Below are 23,428 nucleotides of genomic sequence, written 5' to 3'. Positions count from 1 at the left end.
AGATCAGTAGGTCGGTAACTCAACGCCCTCGAACAACTCCTCAAGCTCGGACTTGTTATGGCATTGCACCGCCTTGGCCAAGACCTCGCGAGTCAGGTGTGGGGCGAACTTCTCGATAAAGTCGCACATAAACCCGCGCAGGAATGTACCGCGCCGGAAACCGATCTTGGTCACGCTCGCCTCGAACAACTCGCTGGCATCAAGTACGACCAAGTCAGGATCGAGTGCTGGATCCACAGCCATTTCCGCGACAATGCCAACCCCCAGCCCCAGACGCACGTAGGTTTTGATCACGTCGGCATCGGCTGCGGTAAACACAACCTTGGGCGTCAGCCCCCGATGGCTAAAGGCCTCATCAAGTTTGGAACGTCCGGTGAAGCCAAAGACGTAGGTGACAATCGAATACTCAGCCAAGGCTTCCAGCGTCAGCTTGGGCAGCTTAGTCAGCGGATGGCCTTGTGGGACAACCACGCAGCGGTTCCAGCGATAGCACGGCATCATCACCAGATCATTGAATAGCTCAAGCCCCTCTGTCGCGATGGCGAAATCGACGGTGCCATCAGCGGCCATTTCGGCAATCTGCAAGGGTGTCCCTTGGTGCATATGCAGTGATACGTCCGGGTATTGCTTGATAAAACCACTGATCACCTTAGGCAAGGCATAACGCGCCTGGGTATGGGTGGTGGCAATTGATAGGGTGCCCTTCTTCTCGTTGGAAAACTCTTGGGCGATCTGCTTGATGCTTTCGACCTTGCGCAGGATTTCTCCGGCGGTGGTGATAATCCGCTCACCTGCTGGCGTAACGCGCGTCAGATGCTTACCGCTACGCGCGAAGACTTCGACCCCCAGCTCATCCTCCAATAGACGAATCTGCTTACTGATGCCCGGCTGTGATGTGTATAGACTCTGTGCAGTAGCAGACACGTTGAGATCGTGGTGCGCAACTTCCCAGATGTAGCGCAATTGCTGGAGCTTCATAACTATCCCTCAAAGCAGATAAGCGCCGTGCTAGTTTCGGCTCTCTCATATAACCATAAGAACGGTTCAATCGTTCAATTTAGACGATTTTTTTAAAGTTGCAGCTTTAATCGTCAAGCGCCCATTCAGAAAATAATCCCGGCATCCCCACGGCTGCGATGCTGCAGCATCGGCACCAGGTAGATCGGCACCTCTGCGAGCTGTAAAAGTCGTGTCGCAGTTCGTCCCATTGGAATATCCAGATCTGTTCCGTGGCTATGACTGCCTATGACTAACAAATCCACTTCTAGTTTCTGTGCTTGAGCCAATATCACCTGCGGCGGATCGCCCTGCACTACGCGCACGGCTCGAATCAACGCAAGGTCGTCCGGAGAGTCGGCGATTTCATCCTTGAAGCCCTCCAGGACTCTCGCCTCGATTCCCGCCATGACCGTCTCCAGGCCTTTGTGGCGAAGCGTTTTCAAATGCTCCTCGTCGAGATAGGTTTTAAGTACTGATTCTGCAAACAACCCCATGGGCTCAACAGCATGGATCACATACAAGCTGGCATTGAACGCCCGGGTCATGGCTAACGCATGCTGCAATACATACGGCGCATAGAGCCCAAGGTCTGTGGCATAAAGAATAGTTCGGATCATGCTGGCTCCTTGTACCCGCATGACGGGTCCTACTTGAGCTTAGCAGTGCGGCCAGCATGTCAATTTAAAAGCGCGCCTAAATAAGATCAGCGGAAATCGGGGCAAGCGTTTCAATGCCCACGCAAACGGGGGCCTTCACCCCTTGATCGGCTGCAACTCGTTGCTTACGCCATGGGGAACATGCCCGGTGGCGACCACTGCCCTGGCCTTTTCGCAGTGACTGGCCTGGTCGTCGAAAAATACATCAGCGCCGAAGGTGTCGAGAATCGACGACTTATCCAACCCACCAAGGAAAAACGACTCATCCAGACGGATATTCCACTCGCGCAAGGTTCGGATGACACGCTCGTGAGCTGGCGCAGAACGCGCTGTAACCAATGCAGTGCGAATGGGGCATGACTCTTCAGCGAACTCTTGCTGTAGCTTGTGCAGGGCGGCCAGGAATGGTTTGAACGGCCCACCACCGAGCAACTCCCGGGCAGATTGCTTCTCATGACTCTGAAACGCCTCAAGCCCACCGGACTGATAGACACGTTCGGACTCATCAGAGAACAAAACCGCATCACCATCGAAGGCAATTCGCAATTCATTGCTGGCTTCTCGCCGACTGCCACCGGAAAGAATAGTGGCGGCACCAAAACCGGCACGCAGCGCGCTGCGCACATCTTCGGCGTGGGTGGATAAGAACAGATGGCAACCAAAGGCCGCTAGATAAGGGTCGGGACTGCGACCGCCGACAAAGGCTGCCCGTGAAATTCCCAGCCCGTAATGCTGAATCGAGTTGAATGCACGCAGACCTGTATCGGCACTGTTACGTGAGACCAGGATCACCTCGACCCTTTGCTGGCCCAGGGTCTGGTTGAGAGCGAGCAGCTTTTCTACCAGCGCAAAGGCATCGCCCGGCATGAGTATTTCGTCTTCGTGATCAATCTGATACTGGCGATAAGCCGCAACGCCCTCGCCAACATAGACCTGATGACTTTCACGCAGATCGAACAATGCACTGGACGAAATCGCCAGGACCAATTTGTCGCCCAGTACCTTGCTCATAGTGTTCTCACTCCTGGGAATTGCGCTGGTCAATAAACTGCAGGGCCTGATACAACGCCTCAATGCGCGGCATGGAACATCCGGCAGCGGCTGCGGCGGCGAGCGGCGCGGCATAGATAGCCTTTAGCTCAAGAGGGCGCTTGTGGGCATGGTCGTGATACATGCTGGGCAGGTAATCCGGCATGCGCTCAGTTGCCTTGAGCATCTTCGCGGCAAAATCAGCAGGGATTTGATAACCACAAGCCCCCGCACCGGCGACCACTTCACCCATGATTGCAGCGATCAGTTCACGGCTGCTCTGGCTAGCCATGAGGCCGCTGGTGCCTGAGTCAAGTAGAACCGACAAACCGTTGTATGGCACGTTCCACACCAGCTTTTGCCAGCGCGCCTGACCCAGTTCGGCCGCGACCGTTGAGTCAATGCCAGCCAAATTGAACATCGCCGCCCCGGCTGCTGTGATCTGCTCACGCTCTTGGTCCGAAGCCGGACCTGAGTGATAACCCAGGTTCACCGTACCCAATGCCTGATGCTCGATGACGCCTGCCTGGGCACGATGCACACAAATCAAACACAAGCCACCGAGTAAATGCAGGTTGTCGGGCAGTAAAGGCCGCAGCTCATCTTCAACCCCTAGACCGTTTTGCAATAACAGGATTTTCGCGCCATCTGCAGCCGCCTGGGTTATGGCAGGCACCAATGCGGCATTACTGGTGGTTTTAGCTCCAACCAGCAACCAGTCACAACGCGGCATATCCGCTGCATTGCTGTATGCCTGCACCGGATTGAGCGTCAACGCACCATGCACAGCACTGTTGAGATGGATGCCATTTTCAACAACAGCGCGATACTCGCTGCGCAGCAGGAAATGAACATCAAAGCCTGCTCGGGCGAGCATCAGGCCATAAAAGCCGCCAATTGCGCCGGTACCGATAATGCCTATACGTGGACGTGGTGTGCTGGACATCAAGGAAACTCCTCAGCGGGACGCGAATGGGCCGCATCCAAAGCAAGGCGCAGATCATCTGCGCGTAAACGACAACTCAGCCGATCATAAAAACTGCCACCCTTAACTGCAAACACCGCCGGCAAATGAAACAGTCAAAACAAGGCGCAGGCGACTATTGAGCGGATCAATCTCCAATCCTGCGTTCTGTTGCCATGCCAGCCGCACCGCTGCTGGCAGCTGGTTTTGCCAATAAAGCCCCTGTTTACGGTTTAATTTGCCAGAGTCGCGATTAATCCGCAGCACAATTGCGTTCAACCATTGTCGAGTCTGCCTGTTACGCGATAAGGTTCTGTTTCCCCGCTGTGCTCATTATTGCTGTGCTCCGCCACACGGGGAACGCTGGCGGCCGGCACCCGTGACCTGACGAATCTGACTGATGAATAGCACGATGGCTGATTTACCGATTGATGACCTTAACGTTGCCTCCAACGAAACGCTCATCACCCCCGAACAACTCAAGCGTGAAATTCCGCTGACCGAAGCCGCATTGCGCACTGTCGCCTCTGGCCGTGAAGTAGTGCGTAACATTCTTGATGGTAAAGACCATCGTTTGTTTATTGTTGTCGGCCCCTGCTCTATCCACGACATTAAAGCGGCCCATGAGTATGCCGAACGCCTGAAAGTACTGGCGGCTGAAGTCTCAGACACCCTGTATCTGGTCATGCGCGTTTATTTTGAGAAGCCGCGCACCACAGTGGGCTGGAAAGGCTTGATCAACGATCCATATCTGGATGACTCATTCAAGATCCAGGATGGCTTGCACATTGGCCGCACCCTGCTGCGCGACCTGGCCGAGATGGGCTTGCCGACAGCAACCGAAGCGCTGGACCCTATTTCGCCCCAGTACCTGCAGGACCTGATCAGCTGGTCAGCCATCGGGGCTCGCACCACCGAATCCCAGACCCACCGGGAAATGGCCTCGGGCCTGTCTTCAGCGGTCGGCTTCAAGAATGGTACCGATGGCGGCCTGACTGTTGCGATCAACGCCCTGCAGTCGGTTTCAAGCCCTCACCGCTTCCTCGGCATCAACCAGGAAGGTGGCGTATCGATCGTCACCACCAAAGGCAATGCCTATGGCCACGTTGTATTGCGCGGTGGTAACGGCAAGCCCAACTATGACTCGGTTAGCGTTGCAGTCTGCGAGCAAGAACTAAGCAAAGCAGGCATTACACCCAACATCATGGTCGATTGCAGTCACGCCAACTCCAACAAGGACCCAGCGCTACAACCCCTGGTGATGGACAACGTGGCCAACCAGATTCTCGAAGGCAACCAATCCATCGTTGGCCTTATGGTCGAGAGCCACCTGGGCTGGGGCAACCAGTCGATCCCCAAAGACTTGTCACAGCTCAAATACGGTGTATCTATTACCGATGCCTGTATCGACTGGGAAAGCACGGAGAAGACCCTGCGCAATATGCACGCCAAACTCAAGGATGTGCTACCCAAGCGCCAGCGCGGCTAGGTTCCAGACCTATACATGGTTGCAGTTACACCGCTGCAACCATGTATACAGTTGCTGCGCCATGTCTGGATGCAATGCAAAAAGCCGGGAAATCCCGGCTTTTTTGTGAGTGCTGACCTGGATCGAAAATCAGTTGTTGCTCAAGCGCTGTTGACGCTCCATGTAGCGCTCGACATAGGAGCATGACGGAATCACCGTGTACCCCATGCGCTCGGCATATTGCAGCGCATGCTCGGTTAGTTGCGCCGCAATGCCGCGCCCGCGCAAGCTGTTGGGCACAAAGGTACGATAGATGTCCAAGGTTTGCTTGCCCAGGTCCATATAGGCCAAGTAGGCACGATCACCATCCACTGTGATTTCGAATTGGTGACCAGCCTGGTCATGATGAATGGACAACGCCTCGCTCATTACTACTCCTCAATAGGATTACTGCTCAACCCGAACCTTATCAATCTTTCTCAGGCGCAGCGACATTTGTGCTGTGCCGTTGCCACCTTGGACGGTCAGGTAGGCCTTTTGGTTCGCGACCCGGGTCAAGACACCTTGATAATACATCCCATCATAAGTGATAAAACGCATACGCCTACCAATATAATCAGGCAAGGCATCAACATGCACGAAACCTGACGAAACCAGAACAGGCTCTGTCGATACTACATTGGCCAGCGCGGCCTTGTCTGCAGCAGCGACCTTCAGCGCAACGGGGTCAACCCATTCAAAGCCAACATCCTTGACCAGCGATTGGTTAACAATAACCGTTGGCCGCATCATGCTTAATGCATCCTTGGCCTCAAAGAACTGCAGGCCGTCCCAGACCATACCCTCCGTTGGCTCCAGCTCGACTCGCAGTGATTGCGGGTCGGCCAGGTAGCGGGCGTATGCATCGAGCAGCGACTGGTTGAGCGCAACACGTTGATGGCGCAAGGACTGATCGACCTTGGCAATGGCAACCTTTCGATAGGCCTCAGGCGTCAAGCCCATCTTGGCGGCACAGTAGGTCTGCACTTTGCGCTGGTACTCGTTGTCACTCAACTCGACACTCAGGCGTTTGATCCGCGGGGGGTTATTGCGAATATCCGCCGGGTTATCAGACATATTCGCCAACGACAGGCTGACCTGCATTGCCCCCATCTCGCGCGTATCTGAATCCAGGTGGAAAGTCAGTTTCTGCGCGGATGGCTCGAACAGATAGGAAAACTCCCCATCGGTTTCAAGGGTGCGATACCCCATATCAAGCAACTCATTGGCACCAATATGCTTTACATCACCACAGGCCACATCACTCAAGGCACTGTAGATATCGGTTTGCGCCGGTGGCTGGTAAAACGCCTGAGCAAGCGGGCCAAACACATCGACCGACAGGCCCTTGATGCTGACCGCCAGTTGCTCGGGAACCTTGCGCTCTGCCAGGCGTTCCTTGAAACGCAACAACTCAGATAGACCATTGAACTTCAGCTCTGCGTGGGCAATTTGCAACTTATCGCCAGCAGCGGGTATGCGGATGGATACATCCTCAAGCCCGACACGGCCATCGAATGAAGACGTGATACCGCCATAGCTGATATCAACAATCGGTGCCAAACGATCCCTGGCATCGTTCATGATCGAGCGAACGGAGAGGTACAGCGATAACTTGATAATTATCGCCACCAGCAAAATAGACAGCACGCCCCACTTGATCAGCTTTCCCATAACCATCCCGCCCCTGGCCATCAATCCAATATCACCGCATATTAGCAAGCAAATGGTTTAAATCAGGGACTTACAGCACACTTATGATGCCGATGCAGATCAATACCGCAATGACGGGGACCACCACGGTGACGACAAAAATGTCTTTGTAGGCGTTTTTGTGGGTCAGGCCCATGATCATCAACATGGCAATCACCGCACCGCAATGCGGCAACGAGTCCAGCCCACCCGCAGATATATTGGCGATACGGTGCAAGACCTCCGGCTCGACGCCCATGTCCAGATACCTGGGCGCCAGGCTTTGCATGAAAATCTGCAAGCCGCCAGAAGACGACCCCACAATTGCCGAGACCACGCTGACCGAGGCAAAAACCGACAACAACGGCGGCAAGTCAAGGGATAACACCCACTGCGAAAACTGCATGAAACCTGCGGTGTGAGTCACCACGCCACCGAAGCCAATCACTGCGGCCGTATTAAGTAGCGGCATGATCGAATCATCTGCCCCCTGCCCCAATATCCCGAGCGTGTTACGGCGCAACCCGGCAAACAAGATGATGGCAGTTGCAGTAGCAATTACCAGTGCCAGGCTCGGCCAGAGAATCGGCTGCTGCAGGCTAAACTGCAGCAAGCCGGCAAGCGCTCCGCCCGCCCCTGCATCGACTCCGGCAGCCATCAACAGGCGTGGCAACAAAATCACCCCGAGCACCACGGCGATAGGCACCAGTGCCAAGGCCCAGTGAGGTCCTGCTCCTGGTGTTCCTGCGATTTGCTGCATGCGTTCATCCTGGGCGTTGGACTCGAACCCCTCGCCCCTGGCAATAGCCAGCCGCCACTCACGCTGCACATAAAGCATGCCCAGCGCAATCATGATCACCGAGGCGACAACTCCAATCCAGGCCCCTGCAAACAGATCCGTTCCCAAGGCATTGGCGGCGATAACGTTGTGAATCGAGGGGGTGCCCGGCAAAGCGGTCATGGTGAAAGTACCGGCTCCCAGGGCAGTAGCCGCGCAAAACAGACGCTTGGGCAGATTGGCTTCACGCATCAAACCTATGCCCAGCGGGTACATGGTAAAAATCACGACGAACACCACAACACCGCCGTAGGTCAAAAGTGCGCATACCAGCATGGTTACCCATAATGTGCGCTTGACGCCCAGCCAGCGGGTGATCGCTTGTGCGATGCTGCTGGCCGCCTGGCTGGCAGCCATTGCCTTGCCAAAGATGGCTCCGCACAGAAACAGCACAAAGAATTTACCGGCAAAGGTGAATGCACCCAGGGGCCCGAACGGAAAGTACTCGAGCAGCGCCTGGGGCACTAACAAGTCGTTTGTGAGCGCAACTATTATCGAACTGCATAACGTAGCGATAAATATATTCACGCCGCGCAAGGCCATGAATATTAGTAACCCCAATGCAACCAACAAGCCTAAATTACCCAGCATAGCCCCTGCCTTTTTTGTTTTTTAGATGACAGTTCAGTGAACTAATGTAGCCCTAGCGTGGTCGGTTTAGAGTGCCCGTCGAGTGCCAATGAGCTTATACCGCCGGGCACTGTCGAAGCCTTGCCACAAGCGGATTGTATGTTTTTTATACAACGGATGTAAGCGTCAAACACATTGCTGGAGTAAACGCAAAAAAACAGGCTAGACTTGCACTTTGTCAGTTTACTTACTACAGGTTATGAGTAGTATGTACGCCGGCTAATCCCCCATAACTGGGGAATTGCTTTTATGGAAAAACTCCACATTTAGGGGAACACAATGAACAACGTCCTGAAATTGTCTGCTCTGGCTTTGGCCGCAGTATTGGCTACTGGTTGCAGCAGCATGTCTAAAGAAACTGAAGCTCGTCTGACTGCTACTGAAGACGCTGCTGCACGTTCGCAAGCCCGTGCTGATGAAGCCTACCGCAAGGCTGACGAAGCTATGGCTGCTGCTCAGAAAGCTCAGCAAACTGCTGACGAAGCTAATGAGCGTGCTCTGCGTATGCTGGATAAAGCCAGCCGCAAGTAATAGCCTTCAGGCTAAAGAAAGCCGGCCCATTATGGGCCGGCTTTTTTTGTCGATGGTTTTGCAAGTGCAAATAAAAACCCGCCGGTTTCACGCGACGGGTTGCTTCAACACAGGCACCTAATCAGAACGGATTACTGATCTGTTCATTATTGATTGGTGCACTCTGCTCGGTGGCAATCTCGACGGGCAAGCCATCTTGCGCCGCCACAACTTCACGCACCACCTCCCAGTCCAAACGGAAGTTGGCAAACTCATCCTGCTTGAGCAATGTATTGATCACTGCGGTGTGCTTGTCGATAACCGATACCTTGCCCTCATCGTCCAGGGGCTCATGCGCCTCCAGGTACACCCGGCCATTACTGCGACCGAACTTGTAGGGCTGGTTGATAATACGTACCGAGGTGCCTACCGAAGTCATGGCCGCCAGTTCCAACACATTCTGATTGAACATGCGGAAGCAACCATGGCTGACACGCATGCCAATGCCGAATTTCTTGTTGGAGCCATGAATCAGGTAACCCGGAACCGAGAGCGCCATTTTATACGGGCCCAGCGGATTATCAGGACCTGGCGGTACCACCGATGGCAAAGGATCGCCATCCGCGGCATGTTCTGCGCGTATTGATTTTGGTGGGTACCAGGCGGGGTTGGGCGTCTTGGCAGTAATGCGCGCATTGGCAACTGGCGAACCCCAGCCTTCACGACCGATCCCCAGCGGATAGGTGTAGACCACATCCTTGCCCTTGGGGAAATAATAGAGACGGTATTCGGCAAGGTTGATTACGATGCCTTCGCGCGGACCTGGCGGCAGGATAAAGCGAGTCGGCAGAATGATCTCAGCGCCCTCGCCTGGCAACCAGGCGTCAATACCCGGGTTGGCCGCGACCATTTCCGAGTAACCGAGGTCGTTGGCTGTCGCAAGATCAGCAAAGGTATCTTCGTACTTGGCCTTGACCACCTGAACCTGGCCAACAATGTCATCGCCTGGTGGCGGCAATGGAAACTCAAGAGCACTTGCAGATCCTGCGACCAACAATGCGGCAACAGAAAGGCAGCGGGAAACCGCAGATACGTGCGACAACATCCGGAAATCCTTGGAGAAGGTGACTGATAAACGTGCGTTACTGATTTCGATTGTACACCGCGGCATTGAGCACAGGGAGCCCCGTACAGCGACAACAGCTAACTGGATGTGACAACCAGAATGGCCAGTGGTTGCCTTTGCACATGGCTTGGCGACGCTCAGTCAAGCAGCAGCATGGAGCGCTCGCCACGGCGCTGGGCCTCAAGTATCTGCCTGCACAAGGGACACAGGCGCTTATCACGCAACATGTCCTTTTCAAGCGGCTGCCAGCGTGGCTGCGAAGGCAGGAAGCCGCCACATAGGGTTCGATCACCCGAATTGCCCAGCTCAAGTTGACGCTCGACCAAATGCACACGCACCTCCCGACAGGCGAACAAGTCCAGCTGCTCATCAGGTTCGATCAGTTTATAGGCATGCAAAGACCAGGCAATACGCGGCATTTAGGGCTCCAGAAGGGGGCGCCACATTATCCGAAACACAGGACTCAGAAAAGCCTCAAACACTCATTCAGGCTTATTTAATAGTGGTTGCAGCTCAGGCCAGACGTTTTCCAGCAGAATCGGCTGGGCCGTAAGCCCGGGATGCAGGCCATCGGCCTGCATCATCCCAGGCACACCGCCGACCCCTTCCAGAAAAAAGGGCACAAAGGAGACTGATTTCTGCTCGGCAAGATCACTAAAGACCTGGGCAAATGCATGGGTGTAGCGCTGGCCATAATTAGGCGGCAGGCGCATGCCCAAGAGCAGCACCTTGGCGCCCTGCTCGCGCGACTGGTCAATCATTCCCGCAAGATTTTGTTGCAATTGGCTCGGTGCCTGTCCACGCAGCCCATCATTGCCTCCCAGTTCAAGAATCACCCATTGCGGCTGATGCTCCTTGAGCAACCCAGGCAAGCGGGCGGCGCCACCAGCACTGGTATCACCACTGATGGAAGCGTTGATCACTTCTATGTCATAACCTTGCTCGGTAATGCGTTTTTGCAACAAATTCACCCAGCCCTGACGGGTATCCAGGCCAAAAGCAGCACTGATACTATCGCCAACAACCAATATCGTCCCTGCAGATGCATTGCTGATCCACACCGTCAGTATCAGGACAACGCCGATAAACCCTGTACGCATTGGATTCTCCATGAGCTCATGTATTCTCACCGCGCGAAATCTCAGCAAAGTGGTGCCCAGCGCGGAAGGCGAGTTGAGCATATTGCACGCCCTCAGCCTCGACCTCAATGCAGGTGACAGCCTGGCAATTGTCGGCAGCTCCGGTTCGGGCAAATCGACCCTGCTGGGTTTGCTCGCCGGGCTCGACTTGCCGAGTACCGGCAATGTCGAGCTGGCCGGGAACAATCTCAGGGAAATGGATGAGGATCAACGAGCCCGGGTTCGCGCCGAACATGCAGGTTTCGTGTTCCAGTCCTTCCAATTGCTCGACAGCCTCAATGCGTTGGAAAACGTCATGCTGCCGCTTGAACTCGAAGGTCATCGCGATGCCAGAGAGCGTGCACGCGGGCTGCTTGAACGGGTCGGCCTTGGTCATCGCCTGACGCACTACCCACGCCAACTGTCCGGCGGAGAACAACAACGGGTCGCCATTGCACGTGCATTTGCCGCCGAACCCGATGTGCTGTTCGCCGACGAGCCAACCGGCAACCTTGACAGCCACACCAGCCAACGCATCAGTGACCTTCTGTTTGAGCTGAACCAGGAACGTGGCGCCACCCTGGTCCTGGTCACCCACGACGAACGCCTGGCACACCGCTGCCAACGCCTGATTCGCCTTGAAGGCGGTCATTTGATCGACGCAGTAGAACCTTGATGACCAAACTTCCCCGCTCCCGCCTTGTAGCCCTGGCCTGGCGCCAACTGCTGCGCGAATCGCATTCTGGTGAGCTGCGCATTCTGTTCTTTGCCTTGATCATTGCTGTCGCGGCCAGCACCGCAATCGGCTACTTCAGTGCGCGACTCAACGAAGGAATGCTGATGCGCGCCAGCGAATTCCTCGCCGCCGACATGGTTCTTTCCGGCAGTTCACCGGCAGCAGATGAACAAATCAGCCAAGGTCAGGCGCAGGGGCTAGATCATGCGCAGACGGTGGAGTTCTCAAGTGTGATTGCCACCGACGCTGGCATTCAGCTGGCCAGTGTCAAGGCGGTCGACAAGGCCTACCCTTTGCGTGGCCAACTCAAGCGCGCGGACAAGCTCTACGGCCCCGAGCAACCGAGCAGCGGCCCAGCACCCGGCAATGCCTGGGCCGAGGCGCGTTTGTTTGCAGCGTTAAATCTAAAGATTGGCGACAGTATTGATGTCGGCAACAAAAGCTTGAAGCTAAGTCACGTACTGACTTATGAGCCTGATCGCGCGGGTAATTTCTACAGCCTGACGCCACGGGTCTTGATGAATCTTGACGACTTGGCCGCAACGGGCATTGTGCAGCCAGGCAGCCGGGTCAAATACCGCGAGCTATGGCGCGGTACCCCGGATCAACTGGCGGCCTACAAGAACCTTATCGAACCGCAGCTCGAAGCCAACCAGAAAATCGAAGGCAGCCGCGACAGCAATCGACAGATTGGCGGTGCTCTGGGCCGGGCCGAACGCTACCTCAACCTTGCAAGCCTGGCCGCCGTGCTGCTTGCGGGCGTTGCCGTGGCGCTTTCCGCGACTCGCTTTGCTGCTCGACGTTTCGATGCCAGCGCACTGATGCGCTGCCTTGGTCTATCTCGCGGTCAAGCGCTGAGCCTGTTCGGCCTGCAATTGGCCATACTCGGTCTTAGCGCAAGCCTCATTGGCGCCTTGCTCGGCTGGTTAAGCCAGTTTGGGCTGTTCTATTTACTCAAAGAGCTGCTTCCGCCCGACCTTCCATCTGCCAGCTTCGGTCCCGCACTGGCAGGCATGGCAACCGGTTTAGTTGCACTTGCAGGTTTTGCCCTGCCGCCGCTGGCCGCCCTGGGGCGTGTTCCACCGCTGCGGGTACTGCGCCGCGACTTGCTGCCAGTGCCGGCCAGTTCATGGCTGGTCTACGGCGCGGCGCTGTTTGCCCTGGGCTTGATCATGTGGCGCCTGAGCCTCGACTTGCAATTGACCTTCGCCTTGTTGGGCGGTGGCCTGGTTGCCGCATTGTTGCTCGGTGGCCTGTTGCTGCTGGGCTTGAAAAGCCTGCGCAGAGTGCTGGCCAGGGCCTCATTGCCTTGGCGGCTTGGCTTGGGGCAACTGCTGCGCTACCCACTTGCAGCGGCGGGGCAATCGCTGGCATTCGGCCTTATCATTCTGGCCATGGCCTTGATCGCACTGCTACGCGGTGAGCTGCTCGACACCTGGCAAGACCAGTTGCCGGAAGATGCTCCCAACCACTTTGCCCTGAACGTGCTGCCCGAGCACAAAGCTGCTTTTGAGGCTCGACTTGCCGAACTGTCGCCCAAACCAGCGCATTTATATCCGGTTATTCCAGGTCGCCTAATCAAAATCAATGATCAGCCGGTACAACAAATCGTCAGTAAAGACAGCCGGGGTGACCGCGCGATTAATCGCGACCTGAGCCTCACCTGGGCCGCCGATTTGCCCACTGACAATGAGCTGGTCGCAGGAACTTGGTGGCACGCTGGCGAGCCACAAGACATGCCCGGCGTATCAGTCGAGTCGGAACTGGCTGAAAGCATGCAGTTGAAGCTGGGAGACCGACTCAGCTTTGTTGTTGGCGGGCTTAGCCGCGATGTGCGCGTGACCAGCCTGCGTAAAGTCAACTGGAACAGCTTCCAGCCAAACTTCTACATGATTTTCGAACCCGGCACGCTAAAGGACCTACCTGTCACCTACTTGACCAGCTTTTATCTCCCGCCCCAGCAAGATCGCCAGCTGGTTGAGCTTGCTCGCCAGTTTCCGGCCGTCACCTTGCTCCAGGTAGATGCCCTACTCGCTCAACTGCGCAGCATTGTTGCTCAGGTCACCGTGGCGATTGAGTTTGTCCTGTTGTTTGTATTAGCTGCGGGCCTGGCGGTTTTATTTGCCGGCTTACAGGCCACCCTTGATGAACGAATTCGTCAGGGTGCGCTGCTCCGCGCACTGGGTGCTGAACGCAAGCTCTTGGTCAAGGCCCGGCGCACTGAGTTTGGCCTGCTTGGCGCCGCAAGTGGCTTACTCGCAGCGCTGGGCTGCGAACTGATCAGTTTTCTCCTGTACCGCTATGCATTTGATCTAACCTGGCATCCGCACCCCTGGCTACTGGTCTTGCCCGTGATCGGTGCCGTGCTGGTTGCATCGGCAGGCATACTCGGTACCCGCAGGGCCTTGAATGCCAGCCCACTGACAGTGCTGCGCGAGGGTTGATAGACTCGCGTCATTTAGCCGACAAGGTCTACAACAGGTATTTATGAGTCGCTATCGCCCACCACGCTCTGCTGGCACGCCACTGATCACACCTGAAGGCGAAGCCCGCATGCGCGCTGAACTGCATGAACTCTGGCACGTGCGCCGCCCCCAGGTGACCCAGTCCGTCAGCGAAGCTGCCGCCCAAGGCGATCGCTCCGAAAACGCTGAGTACACCTACGGCAAAAAAATGCTGCGTGAGATCGACAGCCGAGTGCGCTTCCTGACCAAACGCCTGGAAAGCCTGAAGGTCGTCAGCGCCCGCCCCAGCGATCCAGACAAGGTTTATTTTGGCGCTTGGGTCACGGTCGAGGACGAAGACGGCAAAGAAGCGCGCTACCGTATCGTCGGGCCTGATGAGCTCGACCTGAAGCAAAATATGATCAGCATCGACTCGCCATTGGCCCGCGCACTGATCGGTAAATCACTCGATGCTGAAGTCAGGGTGCAGGCTCCAACCGGCGACAAAACCTGGTACGTGATTGCCATCGACTATCCCTAGCCTCGTCTGATATCAGGGTTTGATTCGCCGCGTGATCAGGCCCTGCCGCGCCACCCGTACCAATTGATGGACCCGCTCATCAAGATGCTCGGCCGCTATTGCAGGCAGCACGGCCATATCGAAACTGTCGCTGGCAAAGCGCGCCAGGCAATCGCTTGGTTCGACGAATTGGATCAAAAAGGCACGGGATGTACCGCCACGTCGTGGCCAGCCGTCCAGGTAACGCAGCAAGGTGGGTTGATGAACGCCACCGAGTAAGATTTTAGGGTTGCGCTTGATGAGCCCGGATGTGATCGGGGCTAAGCGAATATAGGGTTGGCAACTCATGCTCGCGTCTCCGCCTCAGAAATCCCGCTGGGCAGCGGTGAGAGGCGACACCGAACCAGCGCTTTAGCGGTATTTCGAAGCCTTTTAAGGTCTTCTCGGAGAGTTGCACTGGGCAATTCCCGCGGCGCCCCGCAAGTAGCTGTTTAAATCGGCGCGTTTGAATCCTAGAGAATCAGGCTTATCGCTGTCAATACAGGCGATACAAAAACCTGATGATTAATCAGTTATTCGTAGAACAAAACTATCGCACACAAAAAAGCCCGCAGTAGCGGGCTTTACGGGTCAGGATGATCAGATGGAAAGGCGCTGATCCACCGACAACTTCCCAGCACCTTCGATCAAAATAGCAACACTGGCTGCCAGCAGTGCCAAAGCGAATTCGTAGCCATTTGCACTCATGAAGAAGCCGTTGCTGATGTGTACGCTGAAAATTGCCACCAGCATAGTCACGCTCAAAGCCAGCGCCGCCGGACGAACCAGCAAGCCAATGATCAACGCCAGGCCACCGAAGAACTCGGCACTGCCCGCCAGCAATGCAAACAGATAACCGGGGGTCATGCCCAGGCTTTCCATCCACTGGCCAACGCCTTCGAGGCCTGGGCCATCGAACCAGCCAAACAACTTTTGCGAACCATGGGCAGCAAAGGTCAGGCCCACGATAACCCGCAGTACTGTCAAGCCATAGCCTGCATGGGTGGTTGTTAGGGATTTAATCAGAGCATTCATGTTGTCAGTCCTTGTCAGGTATTAAGTTGAGCCAAATAATAACCCATTAATTCGATATTAATTAACCATAAAAAGCATTAAACAAATCTAACAAATCGATCAATCCCTTGAACTGACTTTGCTGCGAGGCTCCAGTAGGTAGCGTTCGCGGTCATAAGCCAGATAGTACTTATTCACACTATTAACATAGCTGACAACGCCCATTCCGACCTGCTCCATGGCGATGCGCTCAACCTGAAAGAACCATTGATTCGGGTTCAGGCCGCGGCGCTTGGCCTCGGCTCGCATGCTCTGTACGCGTGCAGGCCCCATGTTGTAGCCAGCAAGTACGAAAGCCATGCGCTCACGCTCGTTGAGCTTTGGACTGTTGAAGTAGGACTTGCGAATCATCGCCAGGTACTTGGCGCTGGCCAGTACATTGTTATCCAGCACCGTGATATTGCCGACACCCACCGCGCGCGCAGCAACCGGGGTAATCTGCATCAAACCTGTGGCACCGCCGCTACCGCGCGCCTTTGGATTGAGGGTTGACTCTTTGAACGCCAGTGCCGCCAACGCCAGCCAGTCGAAATTGAGTTGCTTGGCATAGCGTTGCAGTACCGGGCGAACCTGCTCCAGGCGCTTGCGCTCGACCCGGCCCAAGGGATAGTGCACCTTATACAGGCGCCGGTATATCCGCTGAAATGCAACGTCCTGGTCTTCAGGCGCGCGATAGCTGTTGAAGAATCGATCAATGGCCGCGCTCAACATTGGCGCATCGCGACGTACGTACCAGCGCATCACGCCATTATTGGACAACACCAAGTGCCGCTCAATCCGCAGCTTCGGCATGACCTTGCTCCAGCGCTCGGCGATTGGCAACTCCACAGCCGTGGAGGTGAAAATTCCGGCCTGAACCATTTCCAGAACATCTTCGACAGCCAATGTCGGATCAACCCACTCGATCACGATCGGTGATTTGTTGCGCTTGATCAGCCGGACGTTGATTTCATTGATCGCCTCACCCGCCACGCTGCCCGCTGGCAGGGCAACACTTCGCCCTGACATCTGTTCCAGGTACTTGTAGCGTCGATCCCCCTGACGCCCGACTACGACTAACTGGACGTTGCGGCGTATGGCACCACTTGCGGTAACAGCCGAGGCCGTGCGCACCTTCAACAGTTCACCCGGCGCGACCAGGTCGCCCTCGCCTCGCTGCAAGGCGCCCAGGAGCTGGTCCTTGGCCATGGGTATGATCTTTAGCTTGATGGCTCGGCCATCATGGGCATTGCGATTGAGGTACTGCTCGAAGGCTCGCAGGCGATGGTACTCGACGCCGATGCTTTGCCCTTTCACTTCACCCGAGCTGTTCCGGCTTTGATTGACCAATACACGCAGCTCAGCGGCCCGGCGAATGCTCGCCAAATCACGCGACGCCGAGGGTTTTGCCACTTCCAATGGCCCAGCCACGCGCGCCACGGCCGTAAAAGGCAGCAGTAGCAAGCACAGTACTAGGAACACTCGTGGCATTAACACTCCGGACAATGACCCAATCGGGGAACCGCTAAATAACTACTGGGCTTGATATTGCGAGCTGCGTTAAAACGGCTCACAGTTTTGACTCGCTACCTGCTCAAAGACGCCTCAGGGCCTAGCCATTGGTCAGCTCGAAACTAACTGATAGCAGCCGAGCCTGCGCAAACGGCCGCGGAGACTCTCACAGTCGCTCGAATTCCGCCAGCACAACTTAGCAAGCAACATCACAATAAACTTACAAGCTAATGTTTTATAAGGATTTATTAATAAAACACAAAGCTCTGATATTCTTATGGATCACATCAACTGGGTAGCACCATGCAGCTCACTGACATCGGCGTCAATCTCACCCATCCCAGCCTAGCTGAACAATGCGCTGCGGTTCTCGATCGCGCCTACGCCGCAGGCGTGGCACAACTGCTTTTGACCGGCACCAGCCTGGTTGAAAGTGAACAGGCCATAAAACTCTGCGAGGAGCACGATGAAAGCCAAAGCCGACTGTTCAGTACAGCCGGTATCCACCCCCACGATGCCAGCAGTTGGAACAGTGACAGCGCCAGCCAGCTAAAAACGCTGCTAGCGCACCAGCGGGTGCGTGCCGTAGGCGAATGCGGACTCGACTTTAATCGTGATTTTTCACCTCGTCCCCAACAAGAAAAAGTCCTTGAGGAACACTTGGCGCTGGCAGTCGAGCTAAAGCTGCCGGTTTTCCTGCATGAACGCGATGCCAGCCAGCGTTTGCTCGAAATACTCACAGATTATCGCGACCAGCTGCCAGCAGCGGTGGTGCACTGTTTTACAGGCGAGAAACGCGCCCTGTTCAACTACCTCGACCTTGATCTGCATATAGGCATCACTGGCTGGATCTGTGACGAACGCCGTGGCACTCACTTGCAGCCCCTGGTCCGGGAAATACCCCAGGGACGCCTAATGCTAGAGAGTGACGCCCCTTTCCTGCTGCCACGTACCTTGCGGCCCAAGCCCAAGAATGGTCGCAATGAACCGGCCTACCTGACCGAAACATTGAAGACTGTAGCCGAACATCGCTGCGAGACAATTGAATCCCTTGCCGCGCACACCAGCGCAACCGCCCAGGCTTTCTTCCGCTTGCCTGCATTGAAAATGGCAAGCACCACTGACTAACCCGCCAATAGATTGCCTGGCGCTATATATTTGATAGCGACAAGCAATTCGTCGCAGCAGCCGCAATTCCATAGGGTTATCAAAACCCTATTGGAGATCAACCATCATGTCCCGGCCTAAAGCTGCCCGCCAAGCTTCAAACAGCCCAGAAGCTGGCGTCAGCCTCCAACTGCTGATCCCAGGCGCCTTGGCTGCTTCGGCTTTGTTTGTCACTGCCAACGCCCTGTATACAGCTAGCATCGTGCCTCTTTTTCTGGGCGTGATCGGCTTGTCAGCAGCTTATGCTATACATCGGCAAGCATTGAGTTTCACCCAAGCAAGTGACGCCCATGCTGGGAGCAACTTCTGCTAAGGCCAGTTGGATAAATCAACTCACCGATTTAAAGCTAGACTCATGCCTGACCGTGACTGAGCGTACGGAACAGAAGGGAGTGATCTTGTTATCCCAAGCAGCCACGCTCCTTGGTATTAGCGCTATATTTTGAAATCAATTGGCGTTGTACTTCACACAAGGATTTAACTGTGCGGCTCTTTCGGCTAACGCTTTTTGGCTTTTTAGTCTGTTGCCTTGGTGCTACCAGCGGCGTATTGGCTGCTCCTGCCTACCCGCCAAGCCGTCCTGCCCTATCCGTACAGCTGAACGACGGGCATTCGATAAACCTCAGCCTCAACGACCTGACAAGCATGCCCAAGCGCGTGCTAACGACCAGCGAGCCAAATGACAGCACTGTCGTTGAGTGGACCGGGGTTGATCTAGGTTACCTGCTGACTCACCTGAACATAGCACCGGACAGTTATTCATACCTTCGACTCGACGCGCTGAATATGTACTCGGTGATGGTCCCACGGGAAGATATTCAACGTTTCAACCCCATAATCGCCTATTTGCGTAATGGTAAATCGATGCCCATCTCGGAGTATGGGCCGCTCTACCTGATCTATCCTTTTGACCTATTCCCAGAACTCAATGCGCAGGTATATTTCAACCGCTCAATTTGGCAACTGAGCAAGATTAGCCTCATTAACGAGTGACCATCGATGCCAAATACTGATGTTGCACGTTTTCAAGCGAACCAAAGACGCATGATGGCGGTCCTGGTGGTCTTGGTGCTGGTGATGGCCGTTATCGTTGGCAGTGCCCTATGGATGGTTGTAAGACAGGCCGAAACCCTCGCGACGCCGGCGCTGCACAGCGAATTGTGGCGTTCACACCAAGCCAATGCACAAATACGCCGCACACTCTCAGCGGCGCTTGCCTACAAGCAGGGCAATATCAGTGCTGATGACCTGACCGTACAGATACAGGTTTTACGCAGCATTACCCGAACCTTTGAAAAACAACATGTGTTCCGTTTTCTCCCCGTCAGAAGGCCCTCGGCCGAACAGGCCCTCAATCAAGTCATTCAACTCAGCAAAGACTGGGATGAACGAGCCGCCTGGGGCGACCCCATAGGCGCGGACATTATTGCAGATGAAATTTCACAGCAACTTCCTGGCCTGCTTGAGCCCATGATCGACGTCCTGGTTTCAGCCAACATATCGCTATCCAATGAACTGGACGATGACCGCCAGAAGCTGCATTCGAGCTTTCTCTACCTGGGCTGGTCGCTGCTTGGACTGCTCATCGGCAGTGCGCTCCTGGTTGCCCGATTGATCGTCAGTTACCTGCAGGTTCGGCAGCTCTCGTTACGCCTGGGCGATCTTAATCAGAACCTTGAAGCGCGGGTCGAAGAGCGGACCCAGGAGCTATCCGAGGAGCAGGCATTGCTCAACTACATACTTGAGGCCAGCCCCAGCGATGTTGCCCTGTTGAACGCCAAGGATAGCCAGGTGCACTTTGTCAACGAGCGCCTGCTCAAGCGCAGCGGCATCAAGCAACAGCAAGACTTCTCCATCAATGCATTATTTGCGCATCCTGGTGAAGGTGAGCGCTTTCATGAAGCCCTTGAAGCCAGGCGCCAAATCAACGATTGGGAAGCACTTCTGGCAGGAGAGCAGCCCTATTGGGGAGTGGTTTCAGGCCGCGTCCTGGATCAGATTGGACGTACCTCCTACCTGATCTGGTCTTACGACATCAGCGTGCGCAAACAGATGGAACAAGAACTTCTGACCCTCGCCAACACCGACAGCCTGACCGGCATCAACAACAGGCACGCATTCATGCAGTTGGCGGAAGATTCTCTCAAGCTCAACCATCGTTACAGACGCCAATGTGCCGCCCTGATGATCGATATCGATCACTTCAAACAGATCAATGATGTGCACGGCCACCAAGTCGGCGATCTGGCACTGCAAGCGGCAGCGCAAACCCTGGTTAACGGTTTGCGTGAAGTTGATGTTCTTGGCCGCCTGGGCGGTGAAGAATTCGCCATATTGTTGCCCGAGACAGATTTCACTCAGGCTCGGCAAGTCGCCGAACGCCTGCGCAAGAACATCGAGAACATGCAGGTCCTGCTGCCCAGTCAGAATACATTGAGCATGACCGTCAGCATCGGGTTGGCGATGAACACGTCACAGGAGAGTCTCGACCACTTGCTGGGACGAGCAGATAGCGCGCTCTACCAAGCCAAGACCAACGGGCGCAACCGGCTCGAAACCGCTGGCGAAGCCGCTTTCAGGCAAAAACTGTAACTGTCTGCCGGCTGATTGCCAGCAAGTCCCCGTCATCGGACCACAATGCCGCTGCCACATGGCCATAGCCATCTCGCGCGTATTCAATATGTGCCCGGTACAAGAACCAGTCATCGGTGCTTGATTGCTTGAGCGGCTGGACAAATTCAATGGTCCAGGTCAGGGTGCTGCCAGGCGCCGGCGTCTTCAAGTGCGGCAGTACCGCGGGTGGCCAGGCATCGACCAACGCCAATAAATAAGCTTCGGTAACAGCCTGAGGCTGCTCTTCACCCCGAAGTTGCACCCAACCGCCCATTTGCCGCTCGGGCTTACCGGTATACGGCATGGCGCCGATGGCCCAACGCATCGCTAAATACCGGGTGAACTCTGGCGTAACCTTGGGTATATAAGGCAGTTCCTGGCAGTCTTTGGCCGGTTTGACCTGCGGTGCAGGCTCGGCCTCAACACTGATAACCGAATCACGGGGGCCGCCAAAACTGCCCTGGATCAATGTCACGACCTGCCCGTTCTGCACAGCGCGGCCCAGTACCTGGCTTACCGCCCGCCCCTCACGCAGTACTTCGGCCTCGAAACTGATAGGAACACCAGGCTCGGCAGGGCCAACAAAGGTCACAGCCAAGGAACGCACGGGGCGCCCGGAAACCACCTGCGCCTTCATGGTTTCATAGACCAATGCGGCAACCAAGCCACCAAAGCTTGCTCGCCCCTGCCCCCAAAGTTCCGGGATCACCAGATTGGCGGGGTTGCCACGCACGGCTTGGAGCAATGAGGAGAAGGTCGTCATAAGCATCTCGAGGATTCAGAGTGAAGCTGATCCTACGGGAAAACCAGACGTACACGAAAGTAGCGATGCCAGTATCGGTGATGGCTCTTTTCAGCCAGTTCCAGAGTTGACGCTGGATGCAGCCAGATAGCGATTAATCAGATGTCCGGATAAACCGCTCATTTGACTGCTTAGCCCTGCTCCTGCTCATTCATTTGCGAGCAGTCTTTTCCTTAAGCTCGCCAGCGCCTTGGCAACCTTTATCTCGGCACTGAGTAAATCTGCCTCCCAAGAAGACACGCAAGACGCCAAGTCTGTTTCAGTTTCACTGAGCAGTAACCACTGCAACAGGTCATGCCATTGCCCCAGCGCTTCCTGAGCCTGTTTTAGTGCTTTCTGACCAGGGCGATCGAGTCTTGCTACCTTGGGGTAAGCCTCGGCGTTGTAGCGCACGCGCTTGACCAGCAAGCGCAGGTCATGCCAGTCATGCAACGGATCAGCCAGGGCCTCAACCAACCGGCGTTGGGCCTTAATCAGCCGTGACTCAAGCTTAGACTCGACCCGCTTTAACGAGCCGTCCCGCTCAGCGAGTCGCCATTGCACGGACCAGTCGTCAAGGGCCTGCCAGAATGCGGACAATTGATCACTGCGCAGCGTTTGCAGGTAGCCGTCGACCACCCGTTGACGGCGCTGCTCGACAGGCCCCGACGCTTGTTGCTTGCGCTGCAACTCAGCCACAAGCACCTCAAGCTCACGCACCGGGCCAGTCAACTTGCCCAACTGCGCCGCATGCAGTTGCAATTGATCGCAGGCGGGCAATCCTCGCAATGGTTTGAGCAAACTGCGCAAACGGCGCAAATTAATACGCAAGTCATGCAATGCCTCAACATCAGTGCAAGCCTGCATACGCGCCGCGCAGGCAAATAGACTGACCTGGCGTTTCAAGACCTGGGCGCTGATACGATCAGCAAATGCTGACATTGCGATTCTCCTCGACAAGCAACTCCAGCCTGGCGCAAGCCAATACGCCCAGCCCCAAGACCACAGCGACGACTGCTGCAGCCAAATCTCATCCTTGCTTGGCTCCTGCGGCATTACAAGTCGACATTCGTCACAAAAGGTTTTGCAGCGCGCCTGCACTGGCTTGCAGAAATCATCCGCACAGCGGTTTATGCTTGAGCTTTGCTCCCGACAGGCAAGTTAGTTTGATGAAACCGATTAGGCTTCGCGGCCTTGGCCCCACGTTGGCTGGCGCCGGTAGCGGCGGATTCAGCCTCGCCGCTTTTGCGACAAGCCAGTGTCCGCCCGAATTTGCCGAGACAAGCCAGCTGAGCCTGGCCATGGGCTGGGCAGTCATAGCCCTGGGGTTGCTGCTGGGGTTGGTTGCCATGGGCTTTGCCTGGCGCTATTCACGCAAGCACAGCCTGGCAATCAAGCGTGCAAGCCTGGCGGCAGGGCTACTGACACTGTTGGCCTGCACGACAATAGGCTTGATTGCGGCCATAAACCGTTTTTTCCTGAGCTGCTGATTGA

At 55.6% G+C, this 23,428-nt stretch carries 24 protein-coding genes; 9 read left to right on the top strand and 15 right to left on the bottom strand.

The genetic code is table 11. The annotated features are described in order from the left end of the window. Positions 1–3: 3 nt before the first annotated feature. The 4 genes from cysB to CHB79_RS04730 all read right to left on the bottom strand — a co-directional run bounded on the left by cysB (position 4) and on the right by CHB79_RS04730 (position 3,630). Complete coding sequence (gene cysB / locus CHB79_RS04745) at positions 4–978, bottom strand: HTH-type transcriptional regulator CysB (RefSeq protein ID WP_010483761.1); 975 nt, start codon at positions 976–978, stop codon at positions 4–6. Between the two features lie 125 nt (positions 979–1,103). Next, on the bottom strand, positions 1,104–1,616 hold the full coding sequence (locus CHB79_RS04740) for a universal stress protein (protein WP_010483759.1): 513 nt from the start codon (positions 1,614–1,616) through the stop codon (positions 1,104–1,106). A gap of 135 nt (positions 1,617–1,751) precedes the next feature. Beyond that, the gene (locus tag CHB79_RS04735) at positions 1,752–2,666 is read right to left on the bottom strand and encodes a 5'-nucleotidase (RefSeq protein WP_010483757.1); all 915 of its coding nucleotides are present in this window, start codon (positions 2,664–2,666) and stop codon (positions 1,752–1,754) included. Between the two features lie 7 nt (positions 2,667–2,673). Further along, complete coding sequence (locus CHB79_RS04730; RefSeq protein ID WP_089359038.1) at positions 2,674–3,630, bottom strand: putative 2-dehydropantoate 2-reductase; 957 nt, start codon at positions 3,628–3,630, stop codon at positions 2,674–2,676. 430 nt (positions 3,631–4,060) lie between these two features. On the opposite strand from CHB79_RS04730, the gene CHB79_RS04720 reads away from it, so the two are divergent. Then, positions 4,061–5,137, top strand: a complete 1,077-nt coding sequence (locus CHB79_RS04720; RefSeq protein WP_010483751.1) for a 3-deoxy-7-phosphoheptulonate synthase — start codon at positions 4,061–4,063, stop codon at positions 5,135–5,137. A 129-nt stretch (positions 5,138–5,266) separates the two neighbouring features. On the opposite strand, the gene CHB79_RS04715 is transcribed toward CHB79_RS04720, so the two are convergent. The 3 genes from CHB79_RS04715 to CHB79_RS04705 form a co-directional block, all read right to left on the bottom strand. After that, positions 5,267–5,545 carry a GNAT family N-acetyltransferase gene (locus CHB79_RS04715; RefSeq protein WP_010483749.1) on the bottom strand — a complete coding sequence of 93 codons (279 nt, stop codon included), beginning with the start codon at positions 5,543–5,545 and terminating at the stop codon, positions 5,267–5,269. A gap of 18 nt (positions 5,546–5,563) precedes the next feature. Next, positions 5,564–6,829: a hypothetical protein gene (locus CHB79_RS04710; protein WP_089359204.1), complete on the bottom strand. Its 1,266-nt coding sequence runs from the start codon at positions 6,827–6,829 to the stop codon at positions 5,564–5,566. Between the two features lie 70 nt (positions 6,830–6,899). After that, positions 6,900–8,276 carry a GntP family permease gene (locus CHB79_RS04705; RefSeq protein WP_089359036.1) on the bottom strand — a complete coding sequence of 459 codons (1,377 nt, stop codon included), beginning with the start codon at positions 8,274–8,276 and terminating at the stop codon, positions 6,900–6,902. Positions 8,277–8,594: 318 nt separating this feature from the next. Here CHB79_RS04705 and CHB79_RS04700 point away from each other — a divergent pair, with 318 nt between their 5' ends. Further along, a complete protein-coding gene (locus CHB79_RS04700; protein ID WP_010483743.1) occupies positions 8,595–8,846 on the top strand; it encodes an Lpp/OprI family alanine-zipper lipoprotein in 252 nt (83 codons plus the stop codon). A gap of 121 nt (positions 8,847–8,967) precedes the next feature. Here CHB79_RS04700 and CHB79_RS04695 read toward each other — a convergent pair whose 3' ends face one another. From CHB79_RS04695 to CHB79_RS04685, 3 genes are all read right to left on the bottom strand, one after another. Continuing rightward, the gene (locus tag CHB79_RS04695) at positions 8,968–9,930 is read right to left on the bottom strand and encodes a L,D-transpeptidase family protein (RefSeq protein WP_089359035.1); all 963 of its coding nucleotides are present in this window, start codon (positions 9,928–9,930) and stop codon (positions 8,968–8,970) included. Positions 9,931–10,088: 158 nt separating this feature from the next. After that, the gene (locus tag CHB79_RS04690) at positions 10,089–10,370 is read right to left on the bottom strand and encodes a hypothetical protein (protein ID WP_010483740.1); all 282 of its coding nucleotides are present in this window, start codon (positions 10,368–10,370) and stop codon (positions 10,089–10,091) included. Positions 10,371–10,433: 63 nt separating this feature from the next. Continuing rightward, positions 10,434–11,051: an arylesterase gene (locus tag CHB79_RS04685; RefSeq protein WP_089359034.1), complete on the bottom strand. Its 618-nt coding sequence runs from the start codon at positions 11,049–11,051 to the stop codon at positions 10,434–10,436. A 10-nt stretch (positions 11,052–11,061) separates the two neighbouring features. On the opposite strand from CHB79_RS04685, the gene CHB79_RS04680 reads away from it, so the two are divergent. From CHB79_RS04680 to greB, 3 genes are read left to right on the top strand one after another with little or no spacing between them, the layout of a single operon-like run. Continuing rightward, positions 11,062–11,745, top strand: a complete 684-nt coding sequence (locus tag CHB79_RS04680; RefSeq protein WP_089359033.1) for an ABC transporter ATP-binding protein — start codon at positions 11,062–11,064, stop codon at positions 11,743–11,745. Beyond that, positions 11,745–14,249, top strand: a complete 2,505-nt coding sequence (locus CHB79_RS04675; RefSeq protein WP_089359032.1) for an ABC transporter permease — start codon at positions 11,745–11,747, stop codon at positions 14,247–14,249. Before CHB79_RS04680 ends, CHB79_RS04675 begins: the two co-directional genes overlap by 1 nt. Before the next feature lie 43 nt (positions 14,250–14,292). Continuing rightward, positions 14,293–14,790 carry a transcription elongation factor GreB gene (greB, locus tag CHB79_RS04670; protein ID WP_089359031.1) on the top strand — a complete coding sequence of 166 codons (498 nt, stop codon included), beginning with the start codon at positions 14,293–14,295 and terminating at the stop codon, positions 14,788–14,790. Between the two features lie 12 nt (positions 14,791–14,802). Here the strand turns inward: greB and CHB79_RS04665 are convergent, their stop codons facing one another. From CHB79_RS04665 to CHB79_RS04655, 3 genes are all read right to left on the bottom strand, one after another. Further along, positions 14,803–15,117, bottom strand: a complete 315-nt coding sequence (locus tag CHB79_RS04665) for a hypothetical protein (RefSeq protein WP_010483730.1) — start codon at positions 15,115–15,117, stop codon at positions 14,803–14,805. A 291-nt stretch (positions 15,118–15,408) separates the two neighbouring features. After that, complete coding sequence (locus tag CHB79_RS04660) at positions 15,409–15,843, bottom strand: DoxX family protein (protein WP_010483728.1); 435 nt, start codon at positions 15,841–15,843, stop codon at positions 15,409–15,411. A 99-nt stretch (positions 15,844–15,942) separates the two neighbouring features. Further along, complete coding sequence (locus tag CHB79_RS04655) at positions 15,943–17,352, bottom strand: MltF family protein (protein WP_089359030.1); 1,410 nt, start codon at positions 17,350–17,352, stop codon at positions 15,943–15,945. Between the two features lie 324 nt (positions 17,353–17,676). Between CHB79_RS04655 and CHB79_RS04650 the strand changes: the two genes are divergently transcribed. The 3 genes from CHB79_RS04650 (at position 17,677) to CHB79_RS04635 (ending at position 21,132) form a co-directional block, all read left to right on the top strand. Then, positions 17,677–18,501 (top strand): TatD family hydrolase, encoded by an 825-nt coding sequence (locus CHB79_RS04650; RefSeq protein ID WP_089359029.1) that lies wholly within the window; start codon positions 17,677–17,679, stop codon positions 18,499–18,501. A 588-nt stretch (positions 18,502–19,089) separates the two neighbouring features. After that, positions 19,090–19,533 carry a putative pterin-binding protein gene (locus CHB79_RS04640; RefSeq protein WP_141133415.1) on the top strand — a complete coding sequence of 148 codons (444 nt, stop codon included), beginning with the start codon at positions 19,090–19,092 and terminating at the stop codon, positions 19,531–19,533. Positions 19,534–19,539: 6 nt separating this feature from the next. Further along, positions 19,540–21,132 (top strand): GGDEF domain-containing protein, encoded by a 1,593-nt coding sequence (locus CHB79_RS04635; RefSeq protein WP_089359027.1) that lies wholly within the window; start codon positions 19,540–19,542, stop codon positions 21,130–21,132. Here CHB79_RS04635 and CHB79_RS04630 read toward each other — a convergent pair. Then, the gene (locus CHB79_RS04630) at positions 21,116–21,916 is read right to left on the bottom strand and encodes an acyl-CoA thioesterase (RefSeq protein ID WP_089359203.1); all 801 of its coding nucleotides are present in this window, start codon (positions 21,914–21,916) and stop codon (positions 21,116–21,118) included. The genes CHB79_RS04635 and CHB79_RS04630 overlap by 17 nt on opposite strands. Positions 21,917–22,102: 186 nt before the next feature. Continuing rightward, entirely contained in the window at positions 22,103–22,876 is a 774-nt protein-coding gene (locus CHB79_RS04625) for a CHAD domain-containing protein (protein WP_089359026.1), read from the bottom strand. Between the two features lie 227 nt (positions 22,877–23,103). Between CHB79_RS04625 and CHB79_RS04620 the strand changes: the two genes are divergently transcribed. Next, a complete protein-coding gene (locus CHB79_RS04620) occupies positions 23,104–23,424 on the top strand; it encodes a hypothetical protein (RefSeq protein ID WP_089359025.1) in 321 nt (106 codons plus the stop codon). Positions 23,425–23,428 lie beyond the last annotated feature (4 nt).

It is taken from the genome of Pseudomonas segetis, assembly GCF_900188155.1.
GTDB classification, from domain to species: domain Bacteria; phylum Pseudomonadota; class Gammaproteobacteria; order Pseudomonadales; family Pseudomonadaceae; genus Aquipseudomonas; species Aquipseudomonas segetis.
Note: the sequence above shows the minus strand (reverse complement) of the source record. Positions and strands in the feature narration are given on the sequence as shown.